The following is a 14,279-nucleotide window of genomic DNA, read 5'->3' on the forward strand; positions in this document are numbered from 1 at the left end:
ATGCGCCCGCCGGTCGTAGGCGATGCAGTGGAAGCCCTGCCGGGCCAGAGGCTCCATCTGGTAGGCCCACATGTCCGAATTGAGCGTCCAGCCCGCAAGGAACAGGACCGGGGACCCGGCGCCCCAGTCCCGGTAGAACAGGACGGCGCCTTGTGCGGTCACGATGGTGTTCGGGCACAGACCATGGGCGGGCCTGATTGCAGCAGTCATTGGCGCGTTCTCTTTTGGCTTGGGGCACATACATCGGTTCAGGCGGCAGCCGGCACCTGGTCAAGGAAGCCGACCACGCTTTTGAGGCGGCCGTTCTCCAGGGTGGCGAAGTCGGTGCCCTTGATGGGGCCATCGCGGCCCTCAGGCCCGAGTTGCCAGGAAAAGCGCACCTGATCGGCGTAACCATCGGGCTTGCCGACAAGGGCAAACCGGAAGCCGGGGAACTGGTCGTGCACGCCCGCAATCAAGGCATCGATCTGCTCATGGCCTTGACCCTGCATAAGTGGGTCGAGGTAGCAGCCGTTCTCGCTCCAAAGATCCGCCAGGAGTGCCTTCCGGCGGTCCTGGTCGGTTTCGTTCCAGAGGGCGATGTAGCGATGAGCGATGGTGTTAGAATCCGACATGGGAAGTCTCCTGGTAGGTCGCGGGATCAGCCCCGGCACGAGCACCATTGCTGAGACCGCACAGGGCGTCGATTACGCCACAGGTAATGGAAATCAGGGCTGTGACTGACTGTTCAGCGATTTAGGTTCATCAGCCTGCGGGTGTCTTGGAAGCTGCGGCGGGCCTTGGCCAACGATCGCGCCAGGGCCTTGCCTCTTCAAGTTCGTATGCGAGCGCGAGCAAGGACGCCTCGCCGCCGAGCTTAGTCGCAAAATGACTGCCGACGGGCAGTCCTTCCGGTGTCCAATGGAGTGGGACCGACATCGCCGGCACACCTGCTTGGTTGTGGATAGGCGTGTAGCCGACAAACCGCTTCGTACGCCGGAACACCTCCTCGAAGCTGAGCGTGGGCGCCAGGAAGCCTATGGGTTGCGGCGGGAGGGCGAGCGTCGGGCTGAGCGCCACATCGTAGGTTTCGAAGTATGCCTCGATAACACGTGCTCCCTCCTCTAAGGTCTGAAGCGCCCGCTCAAAGGCTCCCCGAGGCCGGCGCCGGTACCAGTCGACTAGGTCCAGCGTGAAGGGCTCGAACAGCGTGTCGTCCACAGCCCGCATGAGGTTCCGGCTGACCTGCTGCTCCAGTCCGCTGAGCAAAGATCCGGCGATGGTGAAGAACGCGTCTCCAATGGCATCACCGTCGACATCAGGCGGGCGCGCCTGCACGACCTCGTGCCCGAGACTTGCGCATAGCAACGCTGTCTCCTCGGCAGCCTGGAGGACCTGAGGATCGGGTTCGTCGCCGCAGAGCGTGGTCGTGTAGAGCGCGATTTTCAGCCGCCGGCGATCTGGGCCGGCAACGTAACCGACTGGTGGGAGCCACGCGCTCGCCCCTTGCCTCTCGGTCAGTGAGAGAAGACGGGCGCTATCCCGCACACTGCGTGAGAGACAATGCTGTGGGATCAGTTCGACTGGAAAAGGGCTTGGCCCGACATGGTCCGAAACGTTGCGCCCGCGGCTTGGCATCAGGCCGAATAGGCCGCAGGCGGAGGCCGGAATGCGGATGGATCCGCCACCATCGGAAGCGTGGGCTATCGGTACCGCGCCACTGGCGACAGCTGCGGCAGCGCCGCCCGAGGAGCCGGCAGGTGAACAATCGAGCGCCCACGGATTGCGGGTGACACCCTCAAGCAGGCTCTCCGTCGAGCCAAGTAGACCGAATTCAGATGTCGTGCTCTTGCCGAGGATCACGAACCCAGCGTTTTCGATCCGGCGAGCATAGTCCGACGCTTCGCTGGCGATCTGTCCGGATAGCAGACGTGAACCGATGGAATGACGCAGCCCCGGATAAGCCAGGGTATCTTTGATCAGGAGTGGCACGCCCGCGAACGGACCGGTGCGCTGATCAGTCCGCGAGAAATCGAGTGCACGATCGAAATCATAACCGGCCAGGAAGTTGAGCTCGGGGTTAAGCGCTTCGATCCGCTGGATCGTCGCCTCGACCAGTTCAATCCGGCTGATCGCGCCTCGTGCGATGAGCTCCGCCTGTGCGGTCGCATCCAGCTTGAACAGCTCGGATGACTGTCCGATCTTGCCTAGCCTCTCAGGCGGCAAACTGTTCTTCGAGGCAGGCAGCGCAAACTCAGACATCCCGATGATTGCCGAATAGTGAATCGCAAGTTCATTTATTGGACAAGGTCATAAACCTGTCAACCGTAGGGGCGTCGGTCACCACCGGCAGGAGGGCAACTCAGGCGGTAAAAAGACTGTGCAGGCCCGCGAGCTGATAGCGCCAGAACGCCTCGAACCGCGCGCGGAGCGTCGTTTCGTCGTGTGAGTCCCGCAGGATTGCGACGATCATCAACACAGTATTCTGAAAGATATGCTCCAGCACAAAAGTGCGATGCTGATCCAGAGAGGGAGGTAAGCCAACCCTTGCGAAGTGAGCCGTTGTGAGGCGGGCGAGCTCGCGAACGACCTTGCGGGGGAAACTCTCATAGGCCGAACCTTGCGCACACGAAAGAATGACGACGACCTTAAGCCGGTGCTCGATCCAGAATTCCAGCAGCGCGTCCGCTGCGTTCTTCGACGTCAAATCGTCAGCCTTGTCTACTGCTTGCAACGCTCGAACGCGCCGGCGGAGCACCCTCAGGAAGGATGCGGCAAACTTCTGATCGACGACAGAATAGAAAAGCTCGTCCTTACTTTTGAAGTAACGGTAGACGTTACCGGTAGATATGCCGGCCGCCGCGGCGATGTCCGGTATTCTGGCGCCCTCATAGCCGTCACGGGCGAAGACCCGAAGCGCCGCTTGCGCAATATCGTTGCGGACACTCTCCTTAAGATACTGCGCCATCACTCCCCCGCTCGCGGCCAGTCTATGCCTCGCTTTTTCATGTCAGTCACAGAACGCTCGGCTGATCTGTTCTCCTGACGCAGGCAGTCGGCGATGAACGCCGCGGTTGCGGCTACCGCAGCGTTCGCCCGAAGATCGCGATGGAGGGTGAGCCAGACGTCTCGCACGATTGGGGCTTGCCCCGTCTCCAGCCGTTGCAAGTCGCCGCTATCGCCGACAAAGGTGGGCAGGACGGCAACTCCAACCTGGGCCTCTGCCGCGGCACGCTGGATGGCGAGATCATTGGTCCGGAGCACGATCGGCCGATCCCCTGCGATCCTCCTCAGCCAGACCTGCTGGGGAGCGTTGTCGAGAGCTTCGTCAAAAGCGATGAACTCGAAGTCGCACTCTCTTCGCAAGGCAAGATAGCGCCGAGAGGCGTAGAGCGCATAGATGATCGACCCGACCTTCCGCGTCACGAGCGTGTTGTCACTGGGGCGGACCAAGCGCAGGGCAATGTCCGCCTCCCGGCGCTGCAATGAGACGGTCCTGTTCTCGCCAAGAAGGCGAAGCCGCAGGTCTGGATGGGATTGTCGCAAGCGTGCGAGACGCGGTGCAATCAACAACGTGGCAACGAGTGGCGGGGCGCTCACGGACACCTCGGCAGGGAAGCCCGTCCGGCGCGCCAGCACCATCCGTTCCAGCGAAAGGGTCTCGGCCTCGATCCTCCGAGCGTACTCGGCCACCCGGTCCCCATCAGGGGTTAAGACGTAGCGCCCGGACCTCCGGTCGACCAGCTTAACCCCCACAGCCGCCTCAAGGGCCGCGACCCGGCGGGCCACTGTCGCATGCTCGACACGAAGCCGTCGTGCGGCAGCCGACAGGCTCCCTTCGTCGGCCAGCACCGCAAAATGCCGAAGATCATCCCAGTCGAACATTCCCGATTCCTGCACACCTCATGTGAGAACTCAGGGAATTTCGCACAGCAACGTGGTCTGGCAAAGTCCCGCCATCACCAAGGAGATTGGAGATGCCCATCACACACGCACCACAAATCTCGACCACGCTGCGGCCTAGGAAGCTTCCGGCACGGGCGCAGGCAGTCGTGTTTCCCATGATCCTGTCGCTGCTCATGTCGGGTATCGTCTCCACGATCGCGACACTCAGAGCTGTTGGCATCACGCCCGGGGTTGGGGCGCGGATCTTGGAAGCCTGGGGTATGTCATATGTTATCGCCTTTCCCACGGCCCTTCTTGTGATGCCGCTGGTCAGGCGGATCGTCGCGGCAATTGTGGAGACCCCTAAGCCTTGAGGCAAGGCAAGAGACCTTCCGGAGCAGCAAAGAACGAGTCGAGGTCCATCAGAAGATCCTTCGCCAACACGATTGGCTGCATGCCGCTACACCGATTGGGGGCACCATCCGACAGGCGCTAGCACTCAGCATGATCTCGTGGACAAGATCGGTTCATTCGGCATCTCAGTCCAAAGGCTCGGCAGGGTCGGCGCGAAAGCGCCGCTGCCTCACTGAGCATAGAGCCAACAATCTCAAGGGGCTCCCCGGCCAATCCAGCTACCGTCATCAGGAATGGTAAAACCGTCATGGTAGGTGACACCGCCCGCGGCAGGGCAGCCATCAAACGAGATACGCATGATGTACTGCGCTGGGACTTCCGCAAACTTCAGGGCTGCATCCCTTTCGAAGTCGAATCTTCAATAGAATTTTGGGTCGCCGAGGACAACGCAGCCTTTCGAACCACCCGCCTTCAATCGCTTCAGCCCTTCTTCAATCAGAGCTCCTTCGATGCCCTTCCCCTGAAGACCCGGCACTGCCGATACAGGTCCAGGGCCGAACCACCCAACGTCCAGCCCATCAATTTTAACTGGTGAAAAGGCTGCGTGTCCGGCAATATCTCCATCTCTGGCGGCCACAAGAGACACCGTAAGAGCGTGAGCCATGCGAAGAGTGTCGATCATAGCTCTTTCGGTGCCGCTGCTATGCTCCGCGACCGCCAAGAACACTCCCGTAATCTGGCGGATTCTATGCGCATCGCGCTCTTCAAGACGGACCGAATACTCCAACTTTCGCATCCCTTATATCGATCCGATCATCGCTCTCAGGACCCTGTGAACGTCATGCGATCAATACCAGACAGGTCGGTTCGGCACGACGACAGTGCAAGTTTCAGGCATTTGATGCTCCTGCAACCGGCTGAGCTGTCCTGTGTGTCCGATGCTGCTAAGGCGTAGGTGGACTCACGAGAAGTCGACGCAGGGTCTTCAGCGCATCCGCCAGTGCAACCCGAGATGGTGATGCGAGCGCGAGCCGAACCGCATTGGGGACATGGCCAGGGCTGACCGCGAATGCCTCTCCCGCTACGACGGCGATGCCATGCCGCCGCGCCGCCGCGGCAAACGCCTCCGCTCTCCAGGCCTCCGGCAGGTCCAGCCAGAGGTGATAGGCCCGCGGGTCACTCCTGACGGAAAAGCCCTTGAGGCCTTTGCGAGCGAGCGCCTGTCGGGCAGAGGCATCTGCTCTCTTGGCCCGCTGCAAACGCATCACCGTCCCATCCATCATCCATCGCACGCCCACCGCTACGGCGAATCCCTGGGCGGCCCATGCACCCGACTGGACAGCTGCAATAAGTTGATCGAGAAGGGCGTGCGGGGCGACGATGAACCCAAGGGTGAGCCCCGGCGACAACCGTTTCGATAGGCTGTCGACGAGGATGACACGTTCTGGCGCGAAGGCCACCAGAGGTCTCTCGTCCGCCAGGAAACCGTAGATGGTGTCCTCGATCGCGGTGATCCCTGTTGTCTCAAGGACTGCGGCAATGTCCTGACGGCGTGCCACGTCCATGGTGTTGCCGAGGGGATTGTGCAGGGTCGGCTGGAGATAGATGCCGCTCAGACGAGTCGCCGCGTGCGCCCGGAGAATGGCGTCGGGCAGCAGGCCCTGCCCATCCATGGCAAGCGGCACCAGGAGAATGCCAAGCTGTTCGGCAATCGCCTTCACCTGGGGATAGGTGATCGCTTCCACCCCGACGCGCTCTCCCGGCCCTGCCAGCGAGGCCATTGCTGCGGCAATGGCCTGTCGTCCATTGCCAGTGAACAGGACACTAGGAGCATTGGGAGCCCAGGCTCCCCGTCCGAGGAAGCCGGCGGCAACCGTTCGCGCGTGTTCCGTGGCGCGTACGCCCATCGGGCGCAGAACTCCACCCATCCTTTTCGAGTTCAGGAGATCAGCGACAGAGGCTGCAAGGATCGCATTCTGGTCCGGCAGTGCGGAGAAGTTGAATTCGAGATCAACCGGGGCCTCGGCCGGCTCTGCGAGGGCCGCACCGGACGAGGTCTGTACGTACCGCACGAATGTTCCACGGCCAACTTCGCCCACAACCAACCCACGACGGAGCAGTTCTCCGTAGACGCGGCTGGCCGTCGACGCAGCAATCCCGCGGCGGTAGGCGAACTCCCTTTGTGGCGGGAGCCGATCACCGGGCTTCAGACACCCACTAAGAATATCAGCGGCCACTGTATCGGCGATCACGCGATAGTCGTTCACGGCAGAATTGCTCCGAGGGCAATGTTCTGATTGCTCCGAGTGAGGAACCTGCGGCAATGTCATCGCCGAAGCAAGCAGGAAGACGCATCGCAATGGTTCCCGCCGCCAGTCTGGTCGCCTTCGCCCTCGTCGCCCTCGGAATGGTGCTCACTCCCGGGCCCAACATGATCTATCTCATCACGCGCTCAATCATGCAGGGGCGTCTGGCCGGGTTCATCTCGCTGCTCGGGGTCATCCTCGGGTTCGTGTTTTACATGCTATGCGCTGCCTTCGGTCTGACGGCGCTGCTCCTTGCCGTGCCGTTCGCCTACGAAGCGATCCAGTGGGCGGGCGCCGCCTACCTGCTCTACTTGGCGTGGAACGCAATCAAACCGGGAGCCCGCTCGGTGCTTGAGTCGCGCTCGGACCTGCCGGCCGACCGGCCCGGCAAGCTGTTTGCAATGGGGTTTGTCACCAACCTGCTCAATCCGAAGATCGCGGTTCTATACTTTTCGCTCCTGCCGCAGTTCGTCGATCCAGCGAAAGGTCAGGTGCTCCTCCAGAGCATCTTGCTGGGTTCCACCCAGATCGCCGTGAGTTTCACCGTCAATCTCTGCATCGTTTTTGCCGCCGGTTCCGTCGCAGCGTGGTTTCGCACCCATCCTCAATGGCTGACGGCACAGCGCTGGGTTATGGCAAGCGTATTGACAGGGTTGGCGGTGCGGCTCGCGCTTGATCGGCGGATTGCATGACATACCCTTCGGCGAACTGTAGTTACATTACGTTGCGCCGTCAGCCGCAGCAATCGCGCGATGATCTCAGTTCATGCTCGTGCGATCGACCGAACAACTGGCAGGTCACAGTCATGCCGCAACCTGCTCCAATATCCGCCGCTCCAATGCGGATACCACGACTGGCTTCCCACGCCCCCGGATCGTGTATTCGCCAAGCGCTCTAACATGGATATGTGGCGGGAGGTCTTCCAACCGGGAAAGGAGGTCTGCCGAAATCAGCACATCCGCACCTATCTCACGGCAAAGTGCCTCAAGCCGGGCTGTCGTGTTGATGGTGTCGCCGAAATACGTAATCTTGTGACGATCAACGCCGACTTCAGCGGTCACGATCTGCCCGCCGTGAAGGGCGGCGCGAAATCTCGGCAAGCACCCGAACCTCCTGATCCACCATTGAGCATCTTGAGCAAGTGCATCCTGGATAGCGAAGATGCACTGAACGCATCGGCCCCTCTCCACCCCGCGACTGAGTGGCCATGAAACGATGGCCATGTCGCCCACGTAGTCATCGATCGCTCCTCCACAAGTTGCCACAGGATCAGCCAGCACCGCGAAGAAGGCTGCAAGTAACTCCTGCGCCCGCAGCGCCCCATGGGCTTCTGCAAAACCCGTGGAGCCGACGATATCGACGAAAAGAAAGACGCGCTCCTCGCTGACCGGCCGATGGTATCGCCCGACCAGCAGGTTCACCAGAACTTCGCTCCCGAGAAGGTCACGAACCTTGATGATCGAGACGATCACCGCCGATACGACGAGGGCGTAGACGAGTACGCCAACGCTTGGAATGGCTGCCGCCGTAAACCCATCCGAAAGCAATCCAACGCCCCATAGGGACGACCCAGCTGCGAAGTGACCGGCGCAGACGAGAGCCAGGTAGGTGATCTCTGCAAGGGGAACAGACACCAGGATCGGCATTCGCCGCAAGCGATAACGCCACTTCGGCAGGAGAGCGCCAAGTTCGTAGGCAGCGAGCGGCGCGCCCATTGAAAGCGCGTATATGATGGAAATCAGAGGCCCATTAGCTCCCATGAACCGATCATAGGCCAGGCCAGCTGACAGGCACACAAGCATGATGACGGCAATGACTGCCGACTGGCTGGTTGTCTGGCTCATAAACTTCGCGTCCTGCAACACCCTCGATCCACGCGAGCAAAATATGTGCCCGAGCAAGCTTCATGTTGTAAAGGAGAAGATGAGTGTTTGAGTGAAAACTGAAACGATTACTCGTGAGGTAGCCGAACCGACATCCGGCGCCATCGTCGACCCGGAGAAGCAATCAGTAATGAAGGTGGACATCCCGAGAACTCGTTGGAGACGTGCTCCCGCCAGCCTAACTCCGCAGCGGCGTGTGTTTGTGTTGTTCTTCATGTTCGCATCCTGCTCGGGCACCTTCTTTGCCCGAGTACCGGATCTGCAGCTGGCCTTAGGCGCTGGTGAAGGCGCGTTTGGAGGAGCGCTCGTCGGCACCTCCGTGGGAACGCTGGTCGCGCTGACCTTTGCGGGACCGATCGTGGAACGTGTCGGGCATCGGCGCACGCTTCTCCTGTGCCTGCCCCTTCTGTCGATGTTCTACGCCGCTGCAACTCTCGCCCCTACACCTCTCATGCTGCTCCTGACGCTCGTCCCCGCCGGCTTGGCTCTCGGGGTAATCGAGATCGTCGTGAATCTGGAGACCGGCCGGATAGAACATGCCACCGGACGACGTATTATGAGCCGCGCCCATGCCTTCTGGAGCCTCGGGTTCTTCGTCTCAAGCCTGGCGGGCGCCGCTTTGGCTCAACTAGGCCTGACGCGTGGATGGCATCTGGGCCTGGCTGCAGTGCTTGTCTCGGCAGCAACGTGGCTTGTTCTGCGATCCTTCCAAGCGGCCCCGGAGCGAGCTTGCGCAAACGTCCAACCATTGCCCGCCTTTGTGCGCCCGAGCGGCCCCATTCTGATCCTGGTTTGCATCGTCCTGCCGGCGATGGTGCTGGAGGGGGCGGGCTTCAATTGGTCAGGCATCTATATGCGTGAGCAGTTTGCCGCGTCTCCCTTTCTCAGCGGGCTCGCGGTTGCCATTGGAGCGGGCGCTCAAGCTCTAGTGCGCTTTGTCGCTGATGGGTTTGTCGGCCGAAACAATCCGGTAATGGTAGCCAGGATCCTTTTAGCCGTCGCTGGCCTTGGCACCGCGCTGGTCGTAGCCGCAGGACACGAGTGGATTGCGCTCGTGGGCTTTGGGCTGATCGGCGTTGGGATCAGCGCTGTTTATCCGATAGCGATGTCCGCCGCGGCCTTGCGCACCGACCGCCCTGCTGCGGTGAATGTCGCGGCCCTTGCACAGATTTCTTTTGTGACCTTCCTGGTCGCACCTGCAGCCCTCGGGTTCGTAGCCGAGCATTGGGGTATCCGCTGGTCCTTTGCGGTCGCGTTGCCATTCATTCTGGTCAGCATGGCAGCAGCGCGCGTGCTCGCGTCCAAGCACTCCTGAAGACACACAACAAATGGGTGATATGGAAGCCTACATCAGCTTTCGTCCACCAGTTTTATACTTCTGCCTTGAAGGTTCGGCCCAGGTCTCTGTCCGCTGCGACATAGTGCCGGAATACATACAGCAGCGGGTGGCACCGGCTGACATCAATATGGTTTGTGCCGGGGATGGTCACATCCTCATGAGCGTGAACCCGTATCACGCGGGGTTCGACGATCGCGAACGGATGCTCCGATCCGATCTCCCAGGTACCTCCTCCCGGAGCACGGGCAACCACGACCTTAGCCTCAAACTGAAGCGGGCATTCCGCAATGCGCGGCGGAGCCACAAGGTCGGACGGCAACGGGGTCAAGCCGGCGGCTTCGAATTTCTCAGGTTCGTGATAGTAGCCCATTGCAGCCTTGTGGGCCGGCACCGGATTGCGTTCAGTGGTTCGGGCTAGGCGCTCGACCATCTCCCAGAGATGGGCTGGAGCGAAGTTTATCACGCATTCGCCTTCACGGACGATGTTCTCGCTGCCTTGGCCTCCGGTCGACAGGCCTAGAATGACACGATCTCCAAGAGACCAGGCGGACGACATGGGGGAGATGTTGGGGCTGCCGTCGGTATTGAGCGAGGTTATCAGAGCGACTGGCGATCCAACATAGAGGACGGACGGATTGATCACACGATGGGACGGGACGGTGCGTTCGGGCGCCTGAGAATCGGTCATCGGCAGAATGGCCTCACATATAGTATGCTCATGCCAGACTTTGCACATCGGAATGCAGATGAACGTCTCTCTACTTCGGTAGCGGCCGAAGTATCCCTGAGCAATCTGACTGCGAGATATGATCCGGTGCGGTCTCTTTGGCGAGCGGACAATCTCACCCTAGAGGCAACGCGTCTGTTCTCATGAGCCTGCCTCTTATCGGACTAGGCTGACGAACGATCGAAGTTCGCTTGCGAAGATATGCGGCTGCTCGAGTGCTGCAAAGTGCCCGCCGGGAGCAAGCTCATTCCAGTAGATGATGTTGTTGTAGCGCTTGACCGCCCACCGGCGCGAGGGACGCGGGATTTCCTTCGGGTACAGGGAGCAGCCTGTCGGCACAGCCACGTGATCAGTCGTCGCTTTGGTGAACCCTGCTGACACCTGCCGGATGCTCTCCCAATAAAGGCGAGCCGATGAGGCGCCGGTGCCGGTAAGCCAGTAAAGCATCACGTTGTCGAGTAGTTCGTCGCGACTGAGTACATTCTCGGGGTTGCCATACTTTCCATCCATTTCCGGAACTTCTCGACAATCCATGCGCACTGACCGGCTGGTGAGTCGACAAGCGCGTAGCCCAGGGTCTGTAGCTTGGTCGACTGCTCAGCAGAGTAGCCCGACTCCCACTCCTCGGTATGCTTCAGGGCATCGATTGCCCCCTGCTCCCGGGCAGTTAGGTCATGGAAGGTGTCGGGGTCCGGAGCCGCGATCGGCGGGCTGAGATGAATCTCGACCAGCCATTCAGGGGCATGTTGACCCATGCTCATTGTTATGCTGGTGCCCCAATCGCTGCCATGGGCGCTGTATCGCTCATAGCCTAGCCGCGCCATGAGCTCGATCCAGGCTCTGGCGATGCGCTTGTCATCCCAGCCGGCCTCACGGGGCTTGTCGCTGAAGCTATACTCCGGCAGGGCGGGGCAGATGACATGAAAGGCGTCGTCTGCTCCAACCCCGTAGGCTGTGGGATCCGTGAGCGCCCGATGACCTTCAGGTACCCAGGTACTCCGTAATGGGGCCGGGCCACCCATTGGTCAGGATGACGGGCAAGGCACCGGCGTGAAGCGACCGCACATGAACGAAGTGGATCCTAAGACCTGTGTGGACGGCGCCTGCGTGGCAAGAGGGCTACCGATGTTTTGACGCTTTGGTCGGGTGCAGCCATGTGTTCGGCCTTGGTATGCAGCCCGCATGGCTGCTGGCCCTGATGAAGTTCGCGGATCAGGTCCCTATCGTTTATGCTGCGTCTGAGCGCAACGGCCTTTTCGGGCTGCTCTGATCCCCGGCTCGACCGGTTCGTCATCACACCATCACCACCTCATCCTTCCTGCAAACGTCTCGTCCAGCTCCCGAGACCGCCTATGCGGCCGCAGCAGCCGGAGCGCGATATCCTTGCTCGTCCTGGAGGACCGCCCAGGCGACCCGCGCCAGCTTGTTGGCAATGGCGGTCTTGATCACGCTGGCCGGGCGGCGCGCCAGGAGCCCGTTGATCCACCTTGCCGTCACGGAGGTCCGGCCGCGCGCATGTCGCATCAGCGTGGAGGCTCCCAACACCAGAAGCCGTCGCAGGTACCGATCACCCTGCTTGGAGATGTGTCCCAGCCGCACCTTGCCGCCAGTGCCGCTCTGCCGTGGCACGAGCCCGATCCAGGCCGGCACTTGGCGGCCTGAGCGGAAGGAGCTCGGATCCGGGATGGTGGCCGCCAAGGCACTGGCGGTGATCAGGCCGATGCCAGGGATCGTCTTCAGGCGCTGGCTCAGCTCATTCGTGCGATGCCACGCCAGGATCTCCTGCTCAACCTGACCAATGCGGCCATGGACGTCCTCGATCTGAGCGAGGATCAAGCGGATGCAGCGCCATGCCAGCTCCGGTAAGGCCGTGCCGCGTGCCTTCTCGGCCAGCTCGATGAGCTTGGGAACGCTGGGAAGCCCCTGAGGGGTGATGACGCCGTACTCGGCAAGGTGAGCTCGTAGAGCATTGACCAGCATGGTCCGCTGCCGCACGAGCAGGTCACGGGTGCGGTGGAGCATGAGCGCGGCCTGCTGCTCAGAGCTCTTGATCGCAACAAAGCGCATGGTCGGGCGGGTCACTGCCTCGCAGATGCCTTCCGCATCAAGGGCATCGCTTTTGCTGCGTTTGACATAGGGCTTCACATAGGCCGCAGGCATGAGCCGGACCTCATGGCCAAGGCTTGCCAACTCCCGCGCCCAGAAGTGGGCGGTGGAACACGCCTCCATGCCAATCAGGCAGGGCGGCAAGCGCCGGAAGAAGCCGATGAGCTCACCCCGGCGGAACTGACGGCGGATCAGAACCTGTCCATCCTGATCGATGCCGTGGACTTGGAAGACGTGCTTGGCGAGATCGAGACCTACTGTCGTGACATGCATTGGAGCGGCTCCCTGTCTGGCGCTGAGGCAATCACCCTACCTGAAGGGCACTGCCGGGAGCAGGCGCCGTCCACCCCATCATTTATGAAGGTCCGGAACTGCGGCAGCCCGTTCAAGCGTGCCTCCGCGGCTCGCCAATCGTAGCAATCAGCCCAATAGCCGCACAGGTCTTGCATGCAGGCGAGAGGCACTCCTTGCGCACGGTCCGGAGCCGTTTCGGTATCAGGCCAGTGGGCTCGCATGCGACGCTCCTTCAGGTCCCGGAGCCCACCCTAGGGAGCATCGATTCGGAAATGTTCGATGGTTTCTATCATGGTCATAATGCCTCAGTGAGAGAAATCCTGGACACTGAACGGATCTCCTCTGAGGGCCGTGCTTCCACTCCACTGGTTAGTCGCTCAGCAACTGCTTGATTTGGTGGTCAATGAACGTCACGTCATCTTGGTTGCGTCCAAGACCTCCTGCAAAATGCCCCCATATTGACGGAATGATGGCTAGTCTCGCGTTGGGCATGGATGCAACCTCGTGTTCGCTATCCTCAGGTGGAAAATAGAGATCGGTTCGGCTCGGCATGACCACAGCCTTTGCGGTTATGGCCCGTAACGCACGATCGAAGTCACCATCATAGAGCGGGTTCGCGCTGATGTCCGCGTTCTGCCAAGTCCACATCATGGCAAGGAGGTTGTTCGCGTCGAGCGGAAGAAATGCCCTCTCCCAGAACCCCGTGATGTACTCTTCGATCGAAAGAAAATTCAAACACTTGCGATCGAGTTCCTCGCGGAAGAAGGCCTGCGAGAACCCCCACCCGGCGTACACACGAGCCATAGCTCGCAGGCCCCGGATTGGCGGCGTGTCGTACTGACCTTCGTTCCAGGCACTGTCCGCCGTGAGAGCAGCCCGAATGCCTTCGATGAACACCTGGGTATGGCGGGCACACCGCGCCGAGCCACAAAAGGGGGCCAGTCGCTGCACCATATGGGGGAACAAAGCGGCCCAGTGGTAGCTCTGCATCGCTCCCATGGAGGAGCCGACCACAAGCGCTAACTGCTCGATACCAAACCTCTCAGTCACTAAGCGATACTGCAGCCTGACATTATCGTACACAGTGACATTCGGGAACCGATCGGCATTCTGGGGAGCCAAGGTATTGCTCGGCGAGGACGATAACCCGTTCCCAAGAAGGTTCGGAACAATGATGAAATACCGGTCCGGATCCAGCGCCTTGCCCGCGCCGATGAGCCATTCGTTGTGCGTGTGATCGCCTGCGAACCATGTGGGGAACACGATGGCGTTGTCCCGCTTCCGGCTCAGGTTTCCATAGGTCTTGTAAGCGAGTCTGCAGTCTTCGAGTGTAGTGCCGTTCTGCAAGGTGACCGCGCCGAGCGAATAGATGTCGTAGTCCATGAAGAAACCTCGTTTGGGTTGAC

General features: G+C 60.8%; 18 protein-coding genes. 3 read left to right on the plus strand and 15 right to left on the minus strand.

What is annotated here, in order from left to right; translation table 11 throughout:
• The 5 genes from E4K09_RS28475 to E4K09_RS28495 form a co-directional block, all read right to left on the minus strand.
• On the minus strand, positions 1-210 hold a 210-nt coding region (locus tag E4K09_RS28475; protein WP_244610744.1), incomplete at its 3' end, for an alpha/beta fold hydrolase.
• 38 nt (positions 211-248) lie between these two features.
• Positions 249-614 (minus strand): nuclear transport factor 2 family protein, encoded by a 366-nt coding sequence (locus tag E4K09_RS28480; protein ID WP_134500982.1) that lies wholly within the window; start codon positions 612-614, stop codon positions 249-251.
• Positions 615-744: 130 nt separating this feature from the next.
• The gene (locus E4K09_RS28485; protein WP_134500983.1) at positions 745-2,241 is read right to left on the minus strand and encodes an amidase; all 1,497 of its coding nucleotides are present in this window, start codon (positions 2,239-2,241) and stop codon (positions 745-747) included.
• Positions 2,242-2,341: 100 nt separating this feature from the next.
• A complete protein-coding gene (locus tag E4K09_RS28490; RefSeq protein ID WP_134500984.1) occupies positions 2,342-2,947 on the minus strand; it encodes a TetR/AcrR family transcriptional regulator in 606 nt (201 codons plus the stop codon).
• Positions 2,947-3,864: a LysR family transcriptional regulator gene (locus E4K09_RS28495; protein ID WP_134500985.1), complete on the minus strand. Its 918-nt coding sequence runs from the start codon at positions 3,862-3,864 to the stop codon at positions 2,947-2,949. Before E4K09_RS28495 ends, E4K09_RS28490 begins: the two co-directional genes overlap by 1 nt.
• A 92-nt stretch (positions 3,865-3,956) precedes the next feature.
• On the opposite strand from E4K09_RS28495, the gene E4K09_RS28500 reads away from it, so the two are divergent.
• Positions 3,957-4,238: a DUF2798 domain-containing protein gene (locus E4K09_RS28500; protein WP_134500986.1), complete on the plus strand. Its 282-nt coding sequence runs from the start codon at positions 3,957-3,959 to the stop codon at positions 4,236-4,238.
• Between the two features lie 398 nt (positions 4,239-4,636).
• Here the strand turns inward: E4K09_RS28500 and E4K09_RS28505 are convergent, their stop codons facing one another.
• Together E4K09_RS28505 and E4K09_RS28510 are read right to left on the minus strand one after the other, a co-directional pair.
• Complete coding sequence (locus E4K09_RS28505; protein ID WP_244610745.1) at positions 4,637-5,005, minus strand: GNAT family N-acetyltransferase; 369 nt, start codon at positions 5,003-5,005, stop codon at positions 4,637-4,639.
• Positions 5,006-5,162: 157 nt separating this feature from the next.
• Positions 5,163-6,485, minus strand: a complete 1,323-nt coding sequence (locus E4K09_RS28510; protein WP_244610746.1) for an aminotransferase-like domain-containing protein — start codon at positions 6,483-6,485, stop codon at positions 5,163-5,165.
• A gap of 92 nt (positions 6,486-6,577) precedes the next feature.
• On the opposite strand from E4K09_RS28510, the gene E4K09_RS28515 reads away from it, so the two are divergent.
• Entirely contained in the window at positions 6,578-7,216 is a 639-nt protein-coding gene (locus E4K09_RS28515; protein WP_134501004.1) for a LysE family translocator, read from the plus strand.
• A 111-nt stretch (positions 7,217-7,327) separates the two neighbouring features.
• Here E4K09_RS28515 and E4K09_RS28520 read toward each other — a convergent pair whose 3' ends face one another.
• A complete protein-coding gene (locus E4K09_RS28520) occupies positions 7,328-8,368 on the minus strand; it encodes an adenylate/guanylate cyclase domain-containing protein (RefSeq protein ID WP_134500988.1) in 1,041 nt (346 codons plus the stop codon).
• Positions 8,369-8,459: 91 nt separating this feature from the next.
• Here E4K09_RS28520 and E4K09_RS28525 point away from each other — a divergent pair, with 91 nt between their 5' ends.
• A complete protein-coding gene (locus tag E4K09_RS28525; RefSeq protein WP_204985799.1) occupies positions 8,460-9,722 on the plus strand; it encodes an MFS transporter in 1,263 nt (420 codons plus the stop codon).
• A gap of 55 nt (positions 9,723-9,777) precedes the next feature.
• Here the strand turns inward: E4K09_RS28525 and E4K09_RS28530 are convergent, their stop codons facing one another.
• From E4K09_RS28530 to E4K09_RS28550, 7 genes are all read right to left on the minus strand, one after another.
• Entirely contained in the window at positions 9,778-10,434 is a 657-nt protein-coding gene (locus E4K09_RS28530) for a flavin reductase family protein (protein WP_134500989.1), read from the minus strand.
• Between the two features lie 195 nt (positions 10,435-10,629).
• Positions 10,630-10,920 carry a hypothetical protein gene (locus E4K09_RS29920; RefSeq protein WP_204985800.1) on the minus strand — a complete coding sequence of 97 codons (291 nt, stop codon included), beginning with the start codon at positions 10,918-10,920 and terminating at the stop codon, positions 10,630-10,632.
• Positions 10,920-11,297: a hypothetical protein gene (locus E4K09_RS29925; protein WP_204985801.1), complete on the minus strand. Its 378-nt coding sequence runs from the start codon at positions 11,295-11,297 to the stop codon at positions 10,920-10,922. The genes E4K09_RS29920 and E4K09_RS29925 overlap by 1 nt, the downstream gene beginning before the upstream one ends.
• Before the next feature lie 157 nt (positions 11,298-11,454).
• Positions 11,455-11,553: an epoxide hydrolase N-terminal domain-containing protein gene (locus E4K09_RS31205; RefSeq protein WP_204985803.1), complete on the minus strand. Its 99-nt coding sequence runs from the start codon at positions 11,551-11,553 to the stop codon at positions 11,455-11,457.
• Between the two features lie 270 nt (positions 11,554-11,823).
• Positions 11,824-12,852, minus strand: coding sequence for an IS110 family RNA-guided transposase (locus E4K09_RS28540; RefSeq protein WP_134500990.1), 1,029 nt, complete (start codon positions 12,850-12,852; stop codon positions 11,824-11,826).
• Positions 12,834-13,109 carry an epoxide hydrolase N-terminal domain-containing protein gene (locus E4K09_RS28545; protein WP_280177506.1) on the minus strand — a complete coding sequence of 92 codons (276 nt, stop codon included), beginning with the start codon at positions 13,107-13,109 and terminating at the stop codon, positions 12,834-12,836. The genes E4K09_RS28540 and E4K09_RS28545 overlap by 19 nt, the downstream gene beginning before the upstream one ends.
• A 133-nt stretch (positions 13,110-13,242) precedes the next feature.
• Positions 13,243-14,256 (minus strand): alpha/beta fold hydrolase, encoded by a 1,014-nt coding sequence (locus E4K09_RS28550; protein ID WP_134500992.1) that lies wholly within the window; start codon positions 14,254-14,256, stop codon positions 13,243-13,245.
• Between the last annotated feature and the right edge of the window lie 23 nt (positions 14,257-14,279).

Source organism: Microvirga pakistanensis (assembly GCF_004458765.1).
In the GTDB taxonomy this organism is placed as follows: domain Bacteria; phylum Pseudomonadota; class Alphaproteobacteria; order Rhizobiales; family Beijerinckiaceae; genus Microvirga; species Microvirga pakistanensis.

What these genes read in the sequence shown, in the direction of transcription:
- E4K09_RS28480 (WP_134500982.1), bottom strand. Translation starts at nt 614, where the DNA reads ATGTCGGATTCTAACACCATCGCTCATCGCTACATCGCCCTCTGGAAC.
- E4K09_RS28485 (WP_134500983.1), bottom strand. Translation starts at nt 2,241, where the DNA reads ATGTCTGAGTTTGCGCTGCCTGCCTCGAAGAACAGTTTGCCGCCTGAG.
- E4K09_RS28490 (WP_134500984.1), bottom strand. Translation starts at nt 2,947, where the DNA reads ATGGCGCAGTATCTTAAGGAGAGTGTCCGCAACGATATTGCGCAAGCG.
- E4K09_RS28495 (WP_134500985.1), bottom strand. Translation starts at nt 3,864, where the DNA reads ATGTTCGACTGGGATGATCTTCGGCATTTTGCGGTGCTGGCCGACGAA.
- E4K09_RS28500 (WP_134500986.1), top strand. Translation starts at nt 3,957, where the DNA reads ATGCCCATCACACACGCACCACAAATCTCGACCACGCTGCGGCCTAGG.
- E4K09_RS28515 (WP_134501004.1), top strand. Translation starts at nt 6,578, where the DNA reads ATGGTTCCCGCCGCCAGTCTGGTCGCCTTCGCCCTCGTCGCCCTCGGA.
- E4K09_RS28520 (WP_134500988.1), bottom strand. Translation starts at nt 8,368, where the DNA reads ATGAGCCAGACAACCAGCCAGTCGGCAGTCATTGCCGTCATCATGCTT.
- E4K09_RS28530 (WP_134500989.1), bottom strand. Translation starts at nt 10,434, where the DNA reads ATGACCGATTCTCAGGCGCCCGAACGCACCGTCCCGTCCCATCGTGTG.
- E4K09_RS29920 (WP_204985800.1), bottom strand. Translation starts at nt 10,920, where the DNA reads ATGCTTTACTGGCTTACCGGCACCGGCGCCTCATCGGCTCGCCTTTAT.
- E4K09_RS29925 (WP_204985801.1), bottom strand. Translation starts at nt 11,297, where the DNA reads ATGGCGCGGCTAGGCTATGAGCGATACAGCGCCCATGGCAGCGATTGG.
- E4K09_RS28540 (WP_134500990.1), bottom strand. Translation starts at nt 12,852, where the DNA reads ATGCATGTCACGACAGTAGGTCTCGATCTCGCCAAGCACGTCTTCCAA.
- E4K09_RS28550 (WP_134500992.1), bottom strand. Translation starts at nt 14,256, where the DNA reads ATGGACTACGACATCTATTCGCTCGGCGCGGTCACCTTGCAGAACGGC.